The sequence below is a fragment of the Desulfurella multipotens genome (assembly GCF_900101285.1).
Lineage (GTDB): Bacteria > Campylobacterota_A > Desulfurellia > Desulfurellales > Desulfurellaceae > Desulfurella > Desulfurella acetivorans.
In genome coordinates this window covers 102,178-119,801 of record NZ_FMYU01000007.1, presented here as the reverse complement: position 1 = coordinate 119,801, position 17,624 = coordinate 102,178, and the positions used below count along the sequence as shown (strand labels likewise).

Annotated in this window: 17 protein-coding genes and 1 pseudogene; 5 read left to right on the top strand and 13 right to left on the bottom strand. The window is 34.0% G+C overall.

The genetic code is table 11. From position 1 onward, the window contains the following. Position 1: 1 nt before the first annotated feature. From BLQ93_RS05895 to BLQ93_RS05865, 7 genes are all read right to left on the bottom strand, one after another. Positions 2 to 271 (bottom strand): FliM/FliN family flagellar motor switch protein, encoded by a 270-nt coding sequence (locus BLQ93_RS05895; RefSeq protein ID WP_025392783.1) that lies wholly within the window; start codon positions 269 to 271, stop codon positions 2 to 4. Beyond that, complete coding sequence (locus tag BLQ93_RS05890) at positions 268 to 774, bottom strand: flagellar basal body-associated FliL family protein (protein WP_092128886.1); 507 nt, start codon at positions 772 to 774, stop codon at positions 268 to 270. The genes BLQ93_RS05895 and BLQ93_RS05890 overlap by 4 nt, the downstream gene beginning before the upstream one ends. 45 nt (positions 775 to 819) lie before the next feature. Further along, entirely contained in the window at positions 820 to 2,244 is a 1,425-nt protein-coding gene (locus BLQ93_RS05885; protein ID WP_092128884.1) for an aldehyde dehydrogenase family protein, read from the bottom strand. 15 nt (positions 2,245 to 2,259) lie between these two features. Next, positions 2,260 to 3,756 (bottom strand): YifB family Mg chelatase-like AAA ATPase, encoded by a 1,497-nt coding sequence (locus tag BLQ93_RS05880; protein ID WP_092128882.1) that lies wholly within the window; start codon positions 3,754 to 3,756, stop codon positions 2,260 to 2,262. Then, on the bottom strand, positions 3,757 to 4,980 hold the full coding sequence (locus tag BLQ93_RS05875) for a fibronectin type III domain-containing protein (RefSeq protein ID WP_092128880.1): 1,224 nt from the start codon (positions 4,978 to 4,980) through the stop codon (positions 3,757 to 3,759). 73 nt (positions 4,981 to 5,053) lie between these two features. Then, entirely contained in the window at positions 5,054 to 6,376 is a 1,323-nt protein-coding gene (locus BLQ93_RS05870; RefSeq protein ID WP_092128878.1) for a molybdopterin-containing oxidoreductase family protein, read from the bottom strand. Beyond that, complete coding sequence (locus tag BLQ93_RS05865; protein WP_092128876.1) at positions 6,351 to 6,539, bottom strand: hypothetical protein; 189 nt, start codon at positions 6,537 to 6,539, stop codon at positions 6,351 to 6,353. The genes BLQ93_RS05870 and BLQ93_RS05865 overlap by 26 nt, the downstream gene beginning before the upstream one ends. On the opposite strand from BLQ93_RS05865, the gene BLQ93_RS05860 reads away from it, so the two are divergent. Then, positions 6,538 to 7,539, top strand: coding sequence for an amino acid--tRNA ligase-related protein (locus BLQ93_RS05860; RefSeq protein ID WP_092128874.1), 1,002 nt, complete (start codon positions 6,538 to 6,540; stop codon positions 7,537 to 7,539). The two genes, BLQ93_RS05865 and BLQ93_RS05860, sit on opposite strands and share 2 nt — an antisense overlap. A gap of 1 nt (position 7,540) precedes the next feature. Here BLQ93_RS05860 and BLQ93_RS05855 read toward each other — a convergent pair whose 3' ends face one another. From BLQ93_RS05855 to BLQ93_RS05830, 6 genes are read right to left on the bottom strand one after another with little or no spacing between them, the layout of a single operon-like run. Next, the gene (locus tag BLQ93_RS05855; RefSeq protein ID WP_092128872.1) at positions 7,541 to 8,104 is read right to left on the bottom strand and encodes a helix-turn-helix domain-containing protein; all 564 of its coding nucleotides are present in this window, start codon (positions 8,102 to 8,104) and stop codon (positions 7,541 to 7,543) included. 6 nt (positions 8,105 to 8,110) lie between these two features. Further along, complete coding sequence (locus tag BLQ93_RS05850) at positions 8,111 to 8,440, bottom strand: YgiT-type zinc finger protein (protein WP_092128870.1); 330 nt, start codon at positions 8,438 to 8,440, stop codon at positions 8,111 to 8,113. 52 nt (positions 8,441 to 8,492) lie between these two features. After that, positions 8,493 to 9,530 carry a CoA-transferase subunit beta gene (locus BLQ93_RS05845; RefSeq protein ID WP_092128868.1) on the bottom strand — a complete coding sequence of 346 codons (1,038 nt, stop codon included), beginning with the start codon at positions 9,528 to 9,530 and terminating at the stop codon, positions 8,493 to 8,495. A 17-nt stretch (positions 9,531 to 9,547) separates the two neighbouring features. Then, positions 9,548 to 10,771, bottom strand: coding sequence for a CoA-transferase (locus tag BLQ93_RS05840; RefSeq protein ID WP_092128866.1), 1,224 nt, complete (start codon positions 10,769 to 10,771; stop codon positions 9,548 to 9,550). Then, complete coding sequence (locus BLQ93_RS05835) at positions 10,755 to 11,156, bottom strand: hypothetical protein (RefSeq protein ID WP_092128864.1); 402 nt, start codon at positions 11,154 to 11,156, stop codon at positions 10,755 to 10,757. The genes BLQ93_RS05840 and BLQ93_RS05835 overlap by 17 nt, the downstream gene beginning before the upstream one ends. Continuing rightward, the gene (locus BLQ93_RS05830; RefSeq protein WP_025392793.1) at positions 11,156 to 11,521 is read right to left on the bottom strand and encodes a hypothetical protein; all 366 of its coding nucleotides are present in this window, start codon (positions 11,519 to 11,521) and stop codon (positions 11,156 to 11,158) included. The genes BLQ93_RS05835 and BLQ93_RS05830 overlap by 1 nt, the downstream gene beginning before the upstream one ends. A 251-nt stretch (positions 11,522 to 11,772) precedes the next feature. On the opposite strand from BLQ93_RS05830, the gene BLQ93_RS05825 reads away from it, so the two are divergent. The 4 genes and pseudogenes from BLQ93_RS05825 to BLQ93_RS05810 all read left to right on the top strand — a co-directional run bounded on the left by BLQ93_RS05825 (position 11,773) and on the right by BLQ93_RS05810 (position 17,619). Next, positions 11,773 to 12,501, top strand: a complete 729-nt coding sequence (locus BLQ93_RS05825) for a tetratricopeptide repeat protein (protein WP_159427505.1) — start codon at positions 11,773 to 11,775, stop codon at positions 12,499 to 12,501. Between the two features lie 20 nt (positions 12,502 to 12,521). Further along, on the top strand, positions 12,522 to 14,291 hold the full coding sequence (locus tag BLQ93_RS05820) for an ABC transporter ATP-binding protein/permease (RefSeq protein WP_092128860.1): 1,770 nt from the start codon (positions 12,522 to 12,524) through the stop codon (positions 14,289 to 14,291). 1 nt (position 14,292) lies between these two features. Beyond that, positions 14,293 to 15,801 (top strand): threonine ammonia-lyase, biosynthetic, encoded by a 1,509-nt coding sequence (gene ilvA / locus BLQ93_RS05815; protein WP_092128858.1) that lies wholly within the window; start codon positions 14,293 to 14,295, stop codon positions 15,799 to 15,801. A 433-nt stretch (positions 15,802 to 16,234) separates the two neighbouring features. After that, positions 16,235 to 17,619 (top strand): annotated as a pseudogene (locus BLQ93_RS05810) (NAD(P)/FAD-dependent oxidoreductase). Positions 17,620 to 17,624 lie beyond the last annotated feature (5 nt).

Genomic DNA, 17,624 nt, shown 5'->3' with positions numbered 1-17,624 from the left:
CTCACTCAATATTGTATTCCATAATTTCATCAGGTGTTAATATTTGAGAGAGTCTTATGCTAAATTTTTCATCAACAATTATTACTTCACCTCTTGCAAAAATTTGATTTTCAATAAATACATCAATATATTCACCCGAGAGTCTGTCTAGTTTTAAAACACTACCTTCACTCCACTTCAAAATATCCCTCAATTTTACCTTAGCTCGTCCCAACTCATAGTATGTATTAACCGGTACATTATAAAAGGGTACTAACTCTTCTTCTTTCATTGTATAATAAAATCAGTAAAATAAATGTCTTTTACTGCATCTTCGCCTAAAGCATTGTTTATAGCCTTTATTAGCTGTTTTTTAAGCTCTTCTTTGCCAGATAAAGTTAGTAGCGTATCTGATGTTTTCGTTGAAATTACCGTAATTATAGCATTTTTAATAGCTGCATCCTCTAAAGTATCACCCGATGATTCACTACTTTTTGTTTTTTCTTTTCCATTCATTACCAAAGCAAGCGAAATTTTTAAATATCTATCACCAGACTGGTCTGCTAAATTGATAATCATTGAGGGTATGTTTTTAATATGCACATTTTTATCATTTAAAACAGACTCAGAGCTACTGCTTTGAGTCTGAGTATTTTTTGGACTATTAGAAGAGCCTTTCTTTAAAAAGAAAAACGCTAAAGCACCACCTACAATTAATACAACCACTATAATTAAAATAGGTAATATTAGACTTTTTTTCTTTTTTTGATCTTTTTTTTCTTCTTCTTCTGCCATATTACACTAATTTTATCAAAAAGTTTTGTTTTGTAAAGAAATTAATTAACCCAAATTTATCATAACCATCTTTATATTTGTCATTTCTTCAATTGCAAATCTCACACCTTCCCTGCCAATACCAGAGAGCTTATTGCCGCCATAGGGCATATTGTCTACTCTAAATATTGAAGTATCATTTATCATTACACCACCTACATCAAGGTTGTCTATAGCATAGTTGATTTTTCTTATATCATTTGTGTATATGCCTGCTTGAAGACCATAGTCTGAATCATTTACATGCTTTATTGCTTCTTCAAAGTTATCGTACTCTACAATAGACACAATAGGTGCAAATACTTCCATGCACATTACCTTCATATCTTTTGTGGTGTTTCTAAGCACTGTTGGGTATAGTATCTTACCTTCTGTTTTGCCACCGCATACAAGTGTTGCCCCTTGAGAGATTGCTTCGTCTATCCAGGACTTTGCTCTAAGCGCTTCTTTTTCATCGATCATCGGACCAAGTTCTACATCTTGATCTAGAGGGTTTCCTACTTTGAGGCTTTCTGTTGCCTGCTTGAATTTTTCGCTAAACTCATCTGCTATTTCATGGTGTACATATATGCGTTGCAGTGATATGCAAACCTGACCTGAGTTTGAAAAAGCGCTTGCTATGCATCTGGGTATGGCTTTGTCTATATCTGCATCTTTCTCTATGATTGTTGCTGAATTGTTTCCAAGCTCCAAAGTTACCCTTTTTATCCCAGCTTTTCTTATAATGGAATCACCTACCGCAGGTGAGCCTGTAAATGTTACTTTCTTTACAGTTGGGTGAGATACCAAATAATCACCTACACTTGAGCCAGAACCAATTACCACATTAAATACACCTTCTGGCAAACCGGCTTCTTGCAGTATTTCAGCCAATATCAATGCAGTAACAGGTGTGGTTGACGCTGGCTTTAGCACAATTGTGTTGCCTGATGCTATGGCTGGTGCCACTTTGTGGGCAACAAGGTTTAGTGGAAAGTTAAAAGGTGTAATAGCAGCAATAACGCCCATTGGTACCCTTATATAGTAGCCTACCCTGTTTGTACCAGATACACTTGCATCCAAAGGCACAGTTTCACCGTGAATGCGCATAGCTTCACAGCTTGCAAACTTGAATGTCTCATAACCTCTTATTACTTCACCTATTGAATACTTCCATGCTTTACCTGCTTCTTTGCAAATTACAGTAGCTATCTCATCTTTGCGCTTCAGGATTAAATCAGCAGCTTTTTGCAGTATCTCGCTGCGCTTGTAGGCAGGCATCTTTTTAAACTCATCAAATGCTTCTTGCGCAGAATTTACAGCCAAATCAACACTTGATGTATCGCACAATGGAACTTTTGCAAAAACTTCACCCGTATATTTTTCTGTTACATCCAATAATTTTCCTGTTTCAACCCATTTGCCGCCTATAAAGGTTTTGTAAGTTTGCATAAAAGACACCTCCTGCTAGTTTTCAACATATCTATAGCTTATAGCTTCTTTAATATGAGAGTCTAAAATTATATCACTTTTTGCAAGGTCTGCTATTGTACGAGCTACTTTTAGTACTTTAGTGTAGCTTCTTGCTGAAAAATGTAAAACTTTCATGGCTTGTTTTAAAGTTTGTTCTGCTTGAAAATCTAATTTACAATATTTTTTAATTAAACGAGGTGTTAATTGAGAATTAGTTTTTATTTTTTCTTCAAAAAAACGATTTTTTTGAAATTCTCTTGCTTCTATAACCTTTTGCATTAAATCATAGCTCGTATAGGTAGACTCAGCTTGTATTATATCATAATCAATTTCTGGCATTTCTACATATAAATCAATTCTATCTAAAAAAGGACCTGAAATTTTACTTCTATATCGTCTTATTTGATCAAAACTACATATGCATTTTTTTACTTTTGAACCATAATAACCACACGGACAAGGGTTTGCAGCACCTATTAGCATAAAGTTTGCTGGATAGTTAACCGTAAATTTTGCTCTGGATACATTGATATAGCCGTTTTCTAAAGGTTGCCTTAATACCTCTATGACATTGCGCTTAAATTCTGGGAGTTCATCCAAAAACAACACACCATTATGGGCTAAACTAATCTCGCCAGGTTTTGCATCAGCTCCACCGCCTATTAGGCTAATATCGCTTGCTGTATGGTGTGGAGCTCTAAATGGCCTTTTTGTTATAACGCTACCTTTTGACAAACCTGCAACACTGTATATTTTTGTTGTTTCTATAATTTCTTCTTCGCTCATAGGCGGCATTATGGTAGGTATTCTTTGTGCAAGCATGCTTTTGCCTGTGCCTGGTGGACCTATAAGCATTATATTGTGAAAACCACTTGCTGCAATGAGCGCGGCTCTGATTGCTCTGTGTTGGCCTTTTATTTCTGAAAAATCCACTTCATAATCAACTTTTTCAAAAACAATATTTGCTTCATACAATTTAGCATCCACATAACCATTTAAAAAACCTAGCACTTGCGATAGATTGTCAAACGCGTAAATGCTAGCTTTTGCAAGTGAAGCTTCATATGCATTTTCTTTTGCTACAACAAGATTTAAATTGTGTTTTTTTGCATGTATAGAAATTGGTAAAATACCGCTTACAGGTCGTAATTTTCCATCAAGAGACAATTCTGCTGCAAATAAAAATTCTTCTAAGTTTTTTGAGATTTCAACGCCATTTACAATTGCAATAGCAATTGCTATAGGTAAGTCAAACTGTGAGCCTTCTTTTTTAACATCTGCCGGCGATAAATTTACTGTAAGCCTTGTTGCTTTAAACGGTATCGAACTGTTTAAAAGTGCGCTTCTTACGCGTTCTTTGCTTTCTTTTATTGCATTATCCGCCAATCCCACAATGACAAATGCAGGAAGGCCTTTTGAACTATCAACCTCTACTTCAACACCGTATGCATTTATACCAAAAACAAATGCACTTTTAAGTTTTACAAACATTCACTGACTTCTAGTTTTTATAGATACGGTTTGACTATCCGGACTTACCTGGCCCCATTTATCAACTGCTTTTACCCAATAATAATATGTGGTATCTGGCTTTACCTTGTCATCAATGTATGATGTGCCTTGAACTTTTGCGATTTCATTTGTTATAAATAAATAATACCTTCTAAAAAGTTCGTAGTAGGCTATATCGTTTCCTGAACTTGCCCACTCAATTTTTACTGCTCCATTTGGTAATTGCTCAGCTTTTATGCCTTTTGGAGCTTCTGGTATAGGAAATGTTTTGCCTTGAACAATTTCTGAATCCGGGCTTTCAATATCACTTGCATCAATTGCTTTTACCATAAATAAGTATATTTTCCCTGGTTCTAGGTTTTTAATGGTATATTCAAGCACAGATGATTTTACTTTACCTGCATAAGCCATAGAAGAAGGGCTATTGCCATAATAAACCTCATAATAGGCTACATCCTTTGTAGGGCTTGGAAACCAGTAAACAGTTATTGTGCCTGCACCTGTCGGTACTGCTTTTAGTGAAAGTGGTGGTATTGGTTTATTTTGAGTTGTTCCAGAAACATAAGCGCTTGGCGGGCTTTCTACACCTTTGTAGTTAATACTTGATACTTCATAATAATAAGTAACTCCATCTTGAAGACCTATATCTGTGTATGTTGTATTTTCTCTACCTTCTAATCTTTTTATAGCCTTAAAGGGACCAAGACTGGATTGTGCTCTATAAATCATATAACCAGATACAGATTTATCGCTTGAAGGTTGCCACTGCAAAATCAAGCTATGTGGAAGTCCACTAATTACCTTTAGGCCTTCTGGAGGGTTTGGTCTTGGCAAAGTAGTGGCTGATACCTGTGTAAATGGACCTACACCTTGATCATTAAATGCTGCTATCCTATAATAATACGTAGCATTGTTTTCCAAAGTGGACAAAATACCACCTGTATCAGTATAGCTTGATTGCAAATTGTTGTTAATTTGTGTTAAAAACTCGAATTTTCCCGTAGGAGAACCTGATCTATAAATTACATAACCTTTTACATTCTGGTTAGTAATCGGAATCCATGTTAATGTAACAGACTGTATACCGCCTTTTGCCGAAGTTATTTGTACATTTGGTAAGTTTGGGTTTGTTTTTGTTATTTCTACTGTAGAACATGATGATATAAATAATAAACCAAAAAGTACCAAAAACCATTTTTTCATATATTTACCCTCCAGGTAAGTTTATCTAATTAGAGTATACAATTTTTACCAATTTTGCAACTAAAAAACACTTTCAAACCTTTTTAATGTTTACACCACTTGAAAAAAACACTGCCCCGCCTCCAATATCAGACAATTTATCACTTGTTAGTGTGTTTATTGGCTGTTTGTTAATATAATCATCTACCCAATAAAGCCCTCGCGCAACCAAGACTCCTTCTTTTACATCATCGCTTATCATGGCTTTTAAAATACAACTACCCTGTTCGTTAAAAATTTCCACATTACAATTATCTTTTAGATCGTACTTTATAGCATCCTTTGGATTTATTTTTACATATGGTGCGTATTCTTTTTCTTTTAATTTATTGATATGCGCAAAAGTAGAATTTAAAAAATGCTTATTTGGCGGACTGATTAAAATGAAAGGGTAATTTAGAGTCAAGGCAGTGCACTCTGGCAAACCAGTACCTGCCAAATTGATTGCCTCTGGGTTTTCAAATTGAATTTTTTCGGTTTTGGTGTATGCAGAATCTGTGTAGGGAAAATCAATATATTCTAATTCAATAAATTTTTCTTTTAAAAGCCTATTTAATGATATATTATGCCTTTTAAAATATTCGCTATCCAAAGCCTGGTCTGCAAGATCATAAGCATTATCTTTAAAACAATCTTGGCTAAAACCAAAAGCCTGAGCAAGCATACTGAATACTTCAATATTTGGCTTAGATTGACCTAATGGTTCAATTACTCGATTTGCAAAAGCAATCACATTGTGCCAATAGCTAATATAGAGATCTTCATGCTCAAATGATGTAGTTGAAGGTAAAACAATATCTGCATATTTTGCAGTATCGCTCCATAGTCTTTCATGTACCACAACAAATAAATCTTCCCTTTCAAAACCTTTCTTCACAAGGTTATGATTTGGTGCTACAACTAAAGGATTTGAATTGTAGACATAAATAGACTTTATAGGGTTTTTATTGTCTGTTAAAGCCTTTCCTAATTCTACCATATTTATCGATCTGGGTTTTTTATTAAGTAAATCTGGCCTTTCAAGCAATGTTTTGTTAATTGGAAAATACCCAGAATTTGATTTTAAAGCCCCACCTTCTTTGTATTTCCATGAGCCAATTATAGCTGGAAGCAAACTAATTGCCCATGTATTAAAACCGCCATTTAAATGGTGTTGCAAACCATTTCCTATTCTAATAAAGCTTGGCTTTATTGTAGCATATTCAATTGCAAGTTTGTTTAATTGTTCTTTGCTTAAAACTGTTTGTTTGCTCACTGTGTTTGGAGTGTAGTCTTTTGCCAATTCTTTAAATTTATCAAAACCAACTGTATTGCTTTCAATAAATTCTTTGTCATATTGAACCTTGTGTAAAAACATGGTCTTTGTTTCCAGAAATTTTTACTACCATATTGTCTTTGATCTCTACTTCTAAAGCACAGGCATCCGGACAATCATGTGGACATACACTAAAACACTTCATGGTACTTATTATATTTTCGATTTTTAAAAAAACAACTTTTTGTATATAATAAAAAGCCATGAAAGCAGGTCGTATTGTAAAAATTTCAAAACAAACTACACTTGTTTTGTCTAATAATAATCTAATAACTTTTCCTTTCAAAAGTAAACACAGTTTAAATGATATAATCGATGAAAACGATAATTTACTTGTAAAATCATATAAATCAATCGATTTTAAAAATGCTTTAGAGAAAACAAACAAAAAGTATCTTCTAATAGATAAAACAAAACAGTTTTTCAAACAACAGGGCTTTTTAGAAGCATTAACACCCAAATTAAAAAAATTATATTTAAACGAAAGACATATTAAAAAAATCAAAACAAGGTATGGATACCTGGTGCCTTCATTTGAAATTGAACATAAAAAACTATTATGTCTTGGTTTTGAAAAAGTATTTGAATTGAATTTTGCCTACAGGGATGATTTTGAAGACAAATTCCACAGTAAAGAATTTTTAATGCTTGAATGGTATAGAGCTTATGCAAAACCTGAAGATATTTTTGAAGATTTCAAAAAGTTATGCAAGTTTTTAAACGATTCTAAAGATATTTTAGAATTAGATTCAAAGCATATTAACCTTGATCGTTTTGAATTTTTTTCTTACGAAGAGTTGTTTTTAAAATATTTAGGTTTAGATATTTTGCACTTTTTTGATAAGAAAAAAATAATATCAAAATATAATTTAGAAGCAAATTTAACTAAATCTCAGGTACTTGATTACTTATTTGCAACACACATAGAAAAACACCTTGGCAATAATTGCATAAATATTGTGTACAATTTCCCCGACTTTACATTTCTTGCAAAAAAAGAAGGCAAATATGCAAAAAGATATGAGTTTTACATTAATGGCATAGAAATAGCTAATTGCTATGATGAAGAAAATGATTTTTTAAGGCTTGAAAAATATTTCAATAAACAAACAGATCCGGAATTTGTAGATTATATGGCTTTTGGTATGCCAAAAGCAAGTGGCATTGCTCTTGGATTTGACAGATTGTTAAAGTTAATAATGTGATTTAGTGTTTTTTTAAAAACAAGTATTTAAAACTTGATGGTGGTGCAACAATCCATATTGTTTCAACATCACAATCGCCTACGTTTTTATAGTAATGCATCAAAGAAGAAGAAAAATAAAAACTATCACCTTTTTCTAAAACGCATACTTCATCTGCAACTCTCAATTCTAGTTTTCCATTTAAAATATATCCAAACTCTTCACCTTTGTGTCTGTGCCATCCGTTTGAGTCACTGTTTACAGGTATAATTTTATAGGCAGGTTCCATCAATTTATTTGAAGGGTCTTTTACTAACAATTCTCTTATTACTTTGTTATTAGGGTATACTATACGTGTACGCTTTTCTTTTTTAACAAATATTTGCTCATCATTATCATTTAAGTATTCTTCACGTTGCATTTCCAAAATATCAAAAATCTTTCTTAAAACTTTAGAAGAGGGATTTACTTTATTTTTTTCTATTAATGATAGGTAATTAGGAGAGCATTTTACTAATTCTGCTAGTACTTTAAGAGTTATGTTTCTTCTTTTGCGCTCATATTTTATTTGTTCTCCAATATCCATAACCTGTTATGTAAAGATTTTTAGTGGTGCATCTTCTTTCTTTTTAATATCACCTCTTCTTATGGCTTCTTCTATATCTATTTGCTTTTGTTCTTGAAGTTTCCTTAAATATTCTTTTTCATCTTTTATACGACCGCGTTCTTTTGCTACCTGAAGGAGTTTTTCACCAATTTTTCTGCCTGCATGTCGTATAGTTTCTTCTGGAAAATACACAGCCCCGCACCCAGGACAGCTGTAAACCTCTACGTCTGGTACAACAAGCATTTCGCCTTTCACTGGTCTTTTAAATGGTGTCTTTGTTTTTATCATCTCTCTACCACAATACTTACATTTCATATATCTGCTCCTTTTTTAAAAAAGGGGGCCTTTCAACCCCCTGTAACTAAATTTAATCTTTAACTTTAACTCTCCATGGCTTTCCGTGCTCTTTTTCGTATGCAACTTCACGAACAGTTTTTCTTTTAAGGTAAATTCTTGTTGGATCAACTATCATTCTTAGCACTTTCAATTGTTCATGCGAAGGTGTAGGTGTTGTTGGAACCTCATCTGTGGGTTTAAGTACTTTACCACTTTTATCTTTTAATTCCCACATAACGTTGTCTATAACATCTTTTAAGCTTGCTCCAGGGTGAACGCTTCTTAGTCTCATATCATAGATGCCTTCTTCTGGGAAGTTTTCCATAACGCAAAGATCAGAAACCATCAAACCTTTACCGCCTCTTGGTACACCATAATCCCACCTTGACTCACCTTCTGGTCCTCTTGCTGCAGCCATAGTAGTTAAAAATTGTACTTTATAGGGAAATCGTCTTTTTTCTTGAACCATAACACTCAAGATAAAATCAGACTGTGTACCAATTGGGTTTGAGCCACCAGAACCTGTAAATATCACATTTGGACCCTTACCTGTGCCAGAAACCAAAGATGTCCATTGATTCCTGGGTGGCTCCCAAAGACCCGTTGCGTTAATATTGCCATACTCATCGTACTCTGCGCCACCTAAGCCACCACCTGTAACATATCCGCGTTGTTCGTATGTGCCAAATGCATCCATCATTGACAAAGCGGTAGAAGCCATATAAGCACCCCTAATATCTGCTACAGATATAGGAATGTGTTCAAAGCGTGGATCAAGCATACCTGCTTCCATAACTATAATGGCATCTGGGTTTATTGTGTGCTGTGCAAGTGTCATTGTAAGCACAGGCAAACCAGTACCAATAAACATTGATGCTCCTTTTGGTATCATTGTCGAGCTTGCAATAGCAAGTAACTCCATTGTTGTAAACTCATCTGGTGGAATATCGTTTTCTTTGCAATATGCCTCATAATCTGAGTCAGATATACCGCTGTGAAAACTTTTAACACTTGCTTCAATTTCATCTACAGTTGGTATATGTACCGGTATAATAGCTTTTTTACTCATAATTTTTACCTCCTTAATTATATTGGCCTATATTGATCGGGTTTGTAGCCATATTTTGTATCAGCTACAAGTTCATATAACCTTGCAAAACCTGTTGCACCACTTGGGCATTCGTATTTGGCTTTGATTTTGCCAAACTCAAATTTATCTGTTCCAACTTTGTTTTGCAAGAAATCCCACTCATCTTTACCCACTATTTCATGCCAGTAATCAGCCAAAGCTTTCCTACCATCTGGTGTATCAGCTACACGGTTTGCTTGAATATAGAATTTCCACCACATCCAATCATAGTCATACAGGTAAGTCACATTTGTTGGGTAGCCACCCCATGGTGTTTCTACAATTGCATCAACATGTATCATTGGAATCTGGTTTTCAGATGGTCTAAATCTCAATTCTTCTTCTGGTACTATCTTTTCGGTAGCAATTACTAAGTATTTTGCACTCAGTGATTGCTCAACATCCGGCACAAGCAAACCTTCAATTCGTGCTGTACCTTTATTACCGCACCTTTGAACATGTGTAGTTGCAAGATAAGGTATTGAAGGTGGATACAAAACAGCTTTTACGCCTGGTTTTCCTGTATATTTTGTAGCCTGTTTTCTTAATTTTTCATAATATATACCATCTTCTTCTGCTGCAGTTTTATTCCATGTGGTATCTGGTACATCGCCTGGTGACCACTTATTTTCTGGGTCATATTGGTGAGGTCTAAGTCCCCAACCATCAAACGGGTCATCTATAATTACCTGTCTGGCTGGTGGGATATCCGGGTGGATCCACATACCTTTTTCGTTTTTGCCTCTAAGACCTGCTTTACCAAAAACATCGTATTCAATTAAATCAGTACCTATATCTGCCATACCTGTTGCAAACTGCATTCCAAAGCGTCCAGCATGTGTCCTGAGTGCCCAGGAATAGTTAGAAAATAGCATATATGCACTAATATCTCCCTCTTCTAAGCCTTTTCTAATCTCGTAAGAAACCGGTTGTATAGTTTCAAGTCCAATATATGTCATTTCAATCCAATCAAGTTGCCCAGCGCCTGCCAACATCATAACAGGTGTAGCACCTGCGTTTGTTTGTAAATATAGATTGGGTATATTTTGTCTGATTACTTCTCTTGGAATTGATGCATTGGTCCTTGTATAACCAAATCCACCCACAACCCAAGCCCTGTGTGGCTTAACAAACTTGCTTACCACTTCTTTGATGGACATTATTTTACTTGCTTCTGCCATAAAGTCCTCCTCCTAAATTTTTATAGAATTCTTCTAACATCTCGATATCTTCCTCAGTTTTCTTAATTGTACCATTATTATCTGCATGTTCAATTGGTACACCCAAAGTATCACTTAAAATTTGCATAAATTCTATGACTTTTTCAAATTTCATAAAGCTTATGTAGATATCTATAGTATAATCTTTGTTAAAGTAAATAACGGGATACATTTCATCGAAATCAAGTTTTTCGTTTTCTTTTGAATAAGGAATTAGTCTGAAACCTTGATTTTCGATATCTACAATTTTACCCAGGCTTTCAACTTTTTTTCTAATCTCTTCAAATGTTATTAAATCACCACCACCAATAATATAGCCTGGAAGCGTTGTAAAATCCCCGCCCACTATTTAAGCTCCTTTCGCCTTGCCCAAATTAACCTTAGGGCATTTTCAACTTTTTCTTGTGCATATTCTATCATTTCATGGGCATTTTTTAGATAATCAAGATTTTTTCTCAGTTCGTTTTCAGCAACATCTGCTGTCTTATTTGAGTTCATTTGCTCAATTAGCTTTGTAATACGTGTTAGGACGCCTGGCATTTTTTTAAATTGCCACATCCATGTATCAAAATAGTAATTTGACATGGACAAATCCCAAACTTCATTAGTTAATTTCAACCAAACCTGCACATCCTCAATATCCTTTGGTTGTTGCACCTCCTGCGGCTTTTCTCTAGCCGTTTTTTTAAATGCTTTCGGATAGGCTATCACGCTACACCTCCTACTATAAATATTTACTCTTAACTTGTATAATACAAAATATAAATAAAAAGTCAAGTATTTTTTTATTATTCATTTAGTTTATGTGAGAATAGTAAATTTTTGTAAGTTAATTCATAAATTTTTATTATACATTGATATTAACTGAAAATTTTGTAATCTTTTGAAACTACCAATATGAATAATATTGCAAATAATTTAAAAATGAGTATAAAAAGATGTTAGTTAAAGGAGGGGATTGTATGCTTAAAAAAACTTTACTAATTGTTTTTTTTATTATTTTAGGTGTATTTTTTACAAATACTGTAGCTTGCGCAAACCCCAGCTTACAAGAAGGTCTTAATGCATACAATAATAAAAACTACAAAGAAGCTTATAACATTTTTTCTATTTTGAGTCAGGAAGGAAACTCGCAAGCACAGTATATACTAGGATCAATGTATCTAGATGGTATTGGTGTAAAAAAAGATTACAAAAAAGCTTACGAATTATTTATGCAGTCAGCTAAACAAAATAATAGCTTTGGCGAGTACGCTTTAGGCTATCTATACAAACATGGACTTGGTGTTAAAAAAGATTTATCAAAAACATTGTACTGGTGGGAAAAAAGTGCGAAAGAAAACAATAGGGACGCACTATATGGTCTTGGATTTTTATACAGTATGGGCCAAGGCGTAGAACTCAATTATAAAAAAAGCTTTGAGTATTGGGAAAAAGCCTCTTATCTAGGATCAAATTATGCCCAATACAGACTTGGGCTTTTATACTACGAAGGTAATATAGAAAAAAATTATGTATATGCATACGCATGGATTGATGTAGCAAAAAAGTTTTCCACTCCTGATGAAGAAATTTACAAACTAGCTTTACACCATTTAAATATAGTTAAATACAAATTAACGAACAATGAACTATTGCAAGCAAAAGAACTGGCAGATAAACTGTACAATCAAATAAAAAGTAATCAATGAAAATTATTGGTAATTACTAAATGAAACAATTTAATAAAGAAGTTTTTAAAGATGCATGGCATCTAATAAAGCCCTATTGGGTGTCAAGCGAAAAAAAAACAGCTTATATACTGCTTGCTGCCATTATTTTTTTAAATTTAGCTATTGTTTTTATCAATGTATTATTTAATTTGTGGTATAAGGAATTCTATAATGCTTTGCAGGCACTGGATGAAAAAGCTTTTTGGATAGCGCTTGGACAATTTACTGCCCTGGCTTTTTTTTACATAATTTCTGCTGTTTATTCACTTTACCTAAATCAAATGCTTCAGATAAAATGGCGCAGGTGGCTTACAGATAATTTTTTAGATAAATGGATGGATAAAAAAATATATTACCACCTCCAGGTATTTAATCACCAAACAGATAACCCAGATCAACGTATCAGTGAAGATTTAAATATGTTTATATCGCAATCACTGAGCCTATCTTTAGGACTTTTAAGTTCAATTGTAACTTTATTTTCTTTTATAAGTATATTGTGGATTGTATCTGGACCATTGCATTTTTCTGTATTTGGTTATTTAATTACAATTCCTGGATATATGGTATGGGCTGCTTTGTTGTATGCTATTGTTGGCACATGGATTACAGCTATAATTGGCAGGCCGTTAATTCCTTTAAACTTTAATCAACAGAGATTCGAAGCAGATTTCAGGTTCAATCTGGTCCGTATAAGAGAAAATAGCGAAAGTGTTGCTTTATATAGTGGCGAAGAAAAAGAACACAAGCATTTAATGAGAAATTTTGCAGATATATTTGAAAACTATTGGAAAATAATGGTAAGGCAAAAAAAACTCACGTGGTTTACTTCAGGTTACAACCAGATTGCTATCATTTTCCCTATACTTGTTGCAGCGCCAAGGTTTTTTGCAAAAAAGATTCAACTAGGTGGCTTAATGCAAATAGCTCAGGCATTTGGACAGGTACAAACATCACTATCCTACATTGTAAATAGCTACACTTCGCTTGCTGCATGGCATGCAGTAGCAGACAGGCTACGCACATTCGAACACAATATTGAATCAATAAAAGCACTGCAAAGTTCAAATAATAATATTAAATACAAACAATCAGACTTTTTGAGTGTAAAAAATTTATCTATTATGCTTCCAAATAATCAAACATACTTAATTAAAGACTTAAGCTTTGAGCTAAAACCAACGCAAAGTCTTCTTATTGTCGGTCCATCAGGCATAGGAAAAAGCACACTTATTCGCACAATTGCAGGTCTTTGGCCTTTTGGTTCTGGAGAAATTGAACTTCCCCCAAAAGAAAAAACATTGTTTTTGCCACAAAAGCCATATTTGCCAATAGGAACACTAAGAGATGTTCTTATTTATCCAAATGGTGATCCATCGATAGATAACGATATTTTAAAGGAGCTACTTGTAAGTCTAAACTTAAAATACTTGACAAAACATTTATTAGATAATAATGTATGGTCTCAAGTTTTATCACTAGGCGAGCAACAATATATTGCTTTTGGGCGTATATTTTTGCAAAAACCTGAATGGATTTTTATGGATGAAGCTACAAGTGCTTTAGATGAGAAATCCGAAAGACTCCTTTATATGAGGCTGTTTAGCGAGCTTCCGCAAAGCGCATGCTTAAGCGTAGGTCACAGGTCAAGTCTGCTTAATTACCATAAAATAAAACTTTCACTACTAGGTGAAGGCAAATGGTCACTTGAGCCCATTAAAAAAGATGACTCAAAAAGAGTCTCATATTTAAAGGAGGAGTTTGCATAACATGGACAACATTGTAAGGCTTGTTATTAGATCTTCAATATATGATCTTGCCAAACAAACACCCATTAATTATGCTGTTAATCTTTCAAAAAATCTAAACAATAAAATTTTACTAAAAAGGGAAGATTTACAAAGCGTATTTTCATTTAAGATAAGAGGTGCATATAACAAAATAAAAAATCTTTCAGAACAAGAAAAAGAAAAAGGTGTAATATGTGCTTCTGCTGGCAATCATGCCCAGGGCGTAGCGTTATCGGCAAAAAAACTATCTCTTAAAGCAACTATAGTTATGCCAAAAACCACACCACAAATTAAAATTGATGCAGTAGCAAGGTATGGTGCAAGCATAGTCTTGGAAGGTGATAGCTATACAGATGCTTATAATGCCTGCAAAGTGCTGGTGCAAGAAACTAAAATGACCTACATTCCCCCATTTGATGATGAGCTTGTAATAGCAGGTAACGCTACAATTGCAAATGAAATTTTGATGCAAACAAGCTCTGAAGTTGATTACATTTTTGTGCCCATAGGTGGTGGCGGATTAATTGCTGGCATTGCATCATTTATCAAAAACATAAACCCCCAAATAAAAGTAATCGGAGTTCAACCAAAAGACTCAAATGCGATGTATTTATCGTTTCATGCCAAAAAGAAAGTTGATATAGATGAGGTAGGTATTTTTGCAGATGGTGTTGCCGTAAAAAGTGTTGGTGACTTAACGCTTGATTTAGTATTAAAGTATGTTGATGATATTGTACTTGTTGATACAGATGAGATATGTTCAAGCATAAAAGACATCTACTATGATACAAGAAATATAGTAGAACCTGCAGGTGCTTTGGCTGTAGCTGGAATAAAGCGCTATATAGACGAACACTCCATCTCTAAAAAAACATTCCTTGCCATTAACTCTGGTGCAAATATGAATTTTGATAGATTAAGCTTTGTAGCTGATAGAGCTTTAATTGGAGAAAAGCAGGAAGCACTCTATGTGGTAGAATTAGAAGAAAAACCTGGGTCTTTTAAAAAATTTTGCATGGATTTAATTGATAATATAAATGTATCTGAGTTTGACTACAGGCTTACAAATAGACAAAAAGCCTATGTTTTAACAGGTCTTAATATAAATTACAAACAAGAAAAAGATAGGTTTTTGGAAAAAGCCAAAAGATTGGGTTACAATATCTTTGACATAACAGACAATGAAATAGCAAAAAGTCACATTCGCTACATGATCGGTGGTAAAACTAATCTGGCTCAAAACGAAGTGTTGTACCATTTTTCTTTCCCAGAAAGAAAAGGAGCTTTGTACGAATTCTTATCAAAAATGAAAAGCAACTGGAATATATCTTTGTTTCACTACAAGCATATTGGTACCGATTACGGCAAAGTCCTTGTGGGCTTTGAGATACCACCAGATGAAATGCAAGATTTTAAAGAATATCTTAAGGATCTGCGCTATCCTTTTAGCGAAGAAACAAACAACTTAATCTGCAAAATCTTTCTATAAAAACAAAAAGGCGGGCAGGAAACGCCCTTGCGGGCGAAATCTAAATGCGGACTTTATGGCGGGAAAACAAGAGGGAAAAAGAAGTGCTTGCAAAAGAGAATTCTTAAGCACGAGTTTTCATTATAAAAAAATTTTTTCAAAAGTCAAGAAAATTTTAAAAATTTTGGTGTAAATCGTTTTTTACGTTTTTCCAATAAAGCAAACATAACCATCAAAACTTTTGATTAAAAATATATAAAAGGCGCAATCAAAAAACTATTAACAGCACATTATGTCGCTGCACAACTTAAATAGATTTCTATTTAACACGTATAATAATTATTATTTATTCACATATTGACACTTAAAATTCTTTACTATACAAATAACTTAACATACATTTTCAAATAGTTGGTTTAATTTTTTGGTATCAAAAAAAAGAGGGGGTAAAACTATGTCAAAAATTGTTGTCTTGGGAGCTGGCATTTCTGGTCATACTGCAGCATCTTATTTAAGAAAACTCTTACCAAAAGAACATGAAGTGATTGTAATTGCACCAAACAGCAAGTGGAACTGGATACCTTCTAATATCTGGGTTGGAATAGGAGCAATGGAACCAGAAGATGTAACGTTTGAACTTGAGAAAGTTTATAAAAAAAATAGGCGTAATATTTAAACAAGCAAAAGCAATTGCAATTTATCCAGAAGGTACTCAAACAACCTCAAAACCATTTGTATTGATTGAGTATACTGGCAGAGATTTTCCTGGAAAAAAGGAAAATGTAGAATATGATTACTTAATAAATGCAACAGGTCCAAAACTTAATTTCGAAGCAACACCCGGCCTGGGTCCTGATAAAAATTCTCTGTCTGTTTGCAGCGCATCCCATTCAAAACAAGCAGCTCAAGAACTTAAAAAAACAATTGAAAACATGAAAAAAGGCAAAAATGCTGTATTTCTTGTAGGCACAGGACACGGTCAAGCTACCTGCCATGGTGCAGCTTTTGAATATGTATTTAATTTAGATTTCGTACTTAAAAAAGAAAAGGTAAAAGACAAAGCAAAGATAGTTTTCATAACAAACGAATACGAGCTTGGAGACTTTGGGATGGCTGGTGCACACATAAAAAAAGGAGGCTATATAACACATACCAAAACATTTACTGAATCTTTATTTGCAGAAAGAAATGTATCATGGATAAGAAGGGCTCATATATATAAAGTTGAATCAAATAAAGCGTATTACGAAACACTCTATGGTAGCACTCATGAAATTGAATTTGATTTTGCAATGCTTATACCACCTTTTGCAGGCGTTGGCCTTAAAGCATACAATAAAACTGGTGAAGATATTACTGGGAATCTATTTACATCAAATGGCTTTATGAAAGTTGATGCAGACTATACGCAAAAGCCTTACGAAGAATGGAAAGCTGCTGATTGGCCAAAAACCTATCAAAACCCTACATACAAAAATATATTTGCAGCAGGTATTGCTTTTGCACCACCTCATGCAATCTCAAAACCAATGTATAGTCCAAATAAAACACCAATCTTTCCGGCACCACCTCGCACCGGAATGCCTTCTGCTATAATTGGCAGAAATTGGCGCAGCATGTGTAGCTTCTACAGGAGCCAGTCTTTTTTCTGGCACTGCTGCTTCTATAACAGTATATCCTATTGTGCCTGATTTTGAAAAATACCCGGAGTATGGCCGGGATTTGTATTACACATTTGGCGAAATTGGGCTTGCTGGTCATTGGATCAAGCTTTTATTGCACTATGCATTTATTTATAAAGCAAAACTAAAACCGTTTTGGTTTGTATTACCAGAATAGGAGGA

Excerpts from the sequence above, each read along its gene's own strand:
- BLQ93_RS05840 (WP_092128866.1), bottom strand. The coding sequence starts at position 10,771 with ATGGCAGAAGCAAGTAAAATAATGTCCATCAAAGAAGTGGTAAGCAAG.
- BLQ93_RS05880 (WP_092128882.1), bottom strand. The coding sequence starts at position 3,756 with ATGTTTGTAAAACTTAAAAGTGCATTTGTTTTTGGTATAAATGCATAC.
- BLQ93_RS05860 (WP_092128874.1), top strand. The coding sequence starts at position 6,538 with ATGAAAGCAGGTCGTATTGTAAAAATTTCAAAACAAACTACACTTGTT.
- BLQ93_RS05855 (WP_092128872.1), bottom strand. The coding sequence starts at position 8,104 with ATGGATATTGGAGAACAAATAAAATATGAGCGCAAAAGAAGAAACATA.
- BLQ93_RS05825 (WP_159427505.1), top strand. The coding sequence starts at position 11,773 with ATGCTTAAAAAAACTTTACTAATTGTTTTTTTTATTATTTTAGGTGTA.
- BLQ93_RS05870 (WP_092128878.1), bottom strand. The coding sequence starts at position 6,376 with ATGTTTTTACACAAGGTTCAATATGACAAAGAATTTATTGAAAGCAAT.
- BLQ93_RS05885 (WP_092128884.1), bottom strand. The coding sequence starts at position 2,244 with ATGCAAACTTACAAAACCTTTATAGGCGGCAAATGGGTTGAAACAGGA.
- BLQ93_RS05890 (WP_092128886.1), bottom strand. The coding sequence starts at position 774 with ATGGCAGAAGAAGAAGAAAAAAAAGATCAAAAAAAGAAAAAAAGTCTA.
- BLQ93_RS05865 (WP_092128876.1), bottom strand. The coding sequence starts at position 6,539 with ATGGCTTTTTATTATATACAAAAAGTTGTTTTTTTAAAAATCGAAAAT.
- BLQ93_RS05845 (WP_092128868.1), bottom strand. The coding sequence starts at position 9,530 with ATGAGTAAAAAAGCTATTATACCGGTACATATACCAACTGTAGATGAA.
- ilvA (WP_092128858.1), top strand. The coding sequence starts at position 14,293 with ATGGACAACATTGTAAGGCTTGTTATTAGATCTTCAATATATGATCTT.
- BLQ93_RS05850 (WP_092128870.1), bottom strand. The coding sequence starts at position 8,440 with ATGAAATGTAAGTATTGTGGTAGAGAGATGATAAAAACAAAGACACCA.
- BLQ93_RS05895 (WP_025392783.1), bottom strand. The coding sequence starts at position 271 with ATGAAAGAAGAAGAGTTAGTACCCTTTTATAATGTACCGGTTAATACA.
- BLQ93_RS05875 (WP_092128880.1), bottom strand. The coding sequence starts at position 4,980 with ATGAAAAAATGGTTTTTGGTACTTTTTGGTTTATTATTTATATCATCA.
- BLQ93_RS05820 (WP_092128860.1), top strand. The coding sequence starts at position 12,522 with ATGAAACAATTTAATAAAGAAGTTTTTAAAGATGCATGGCATCTAATA.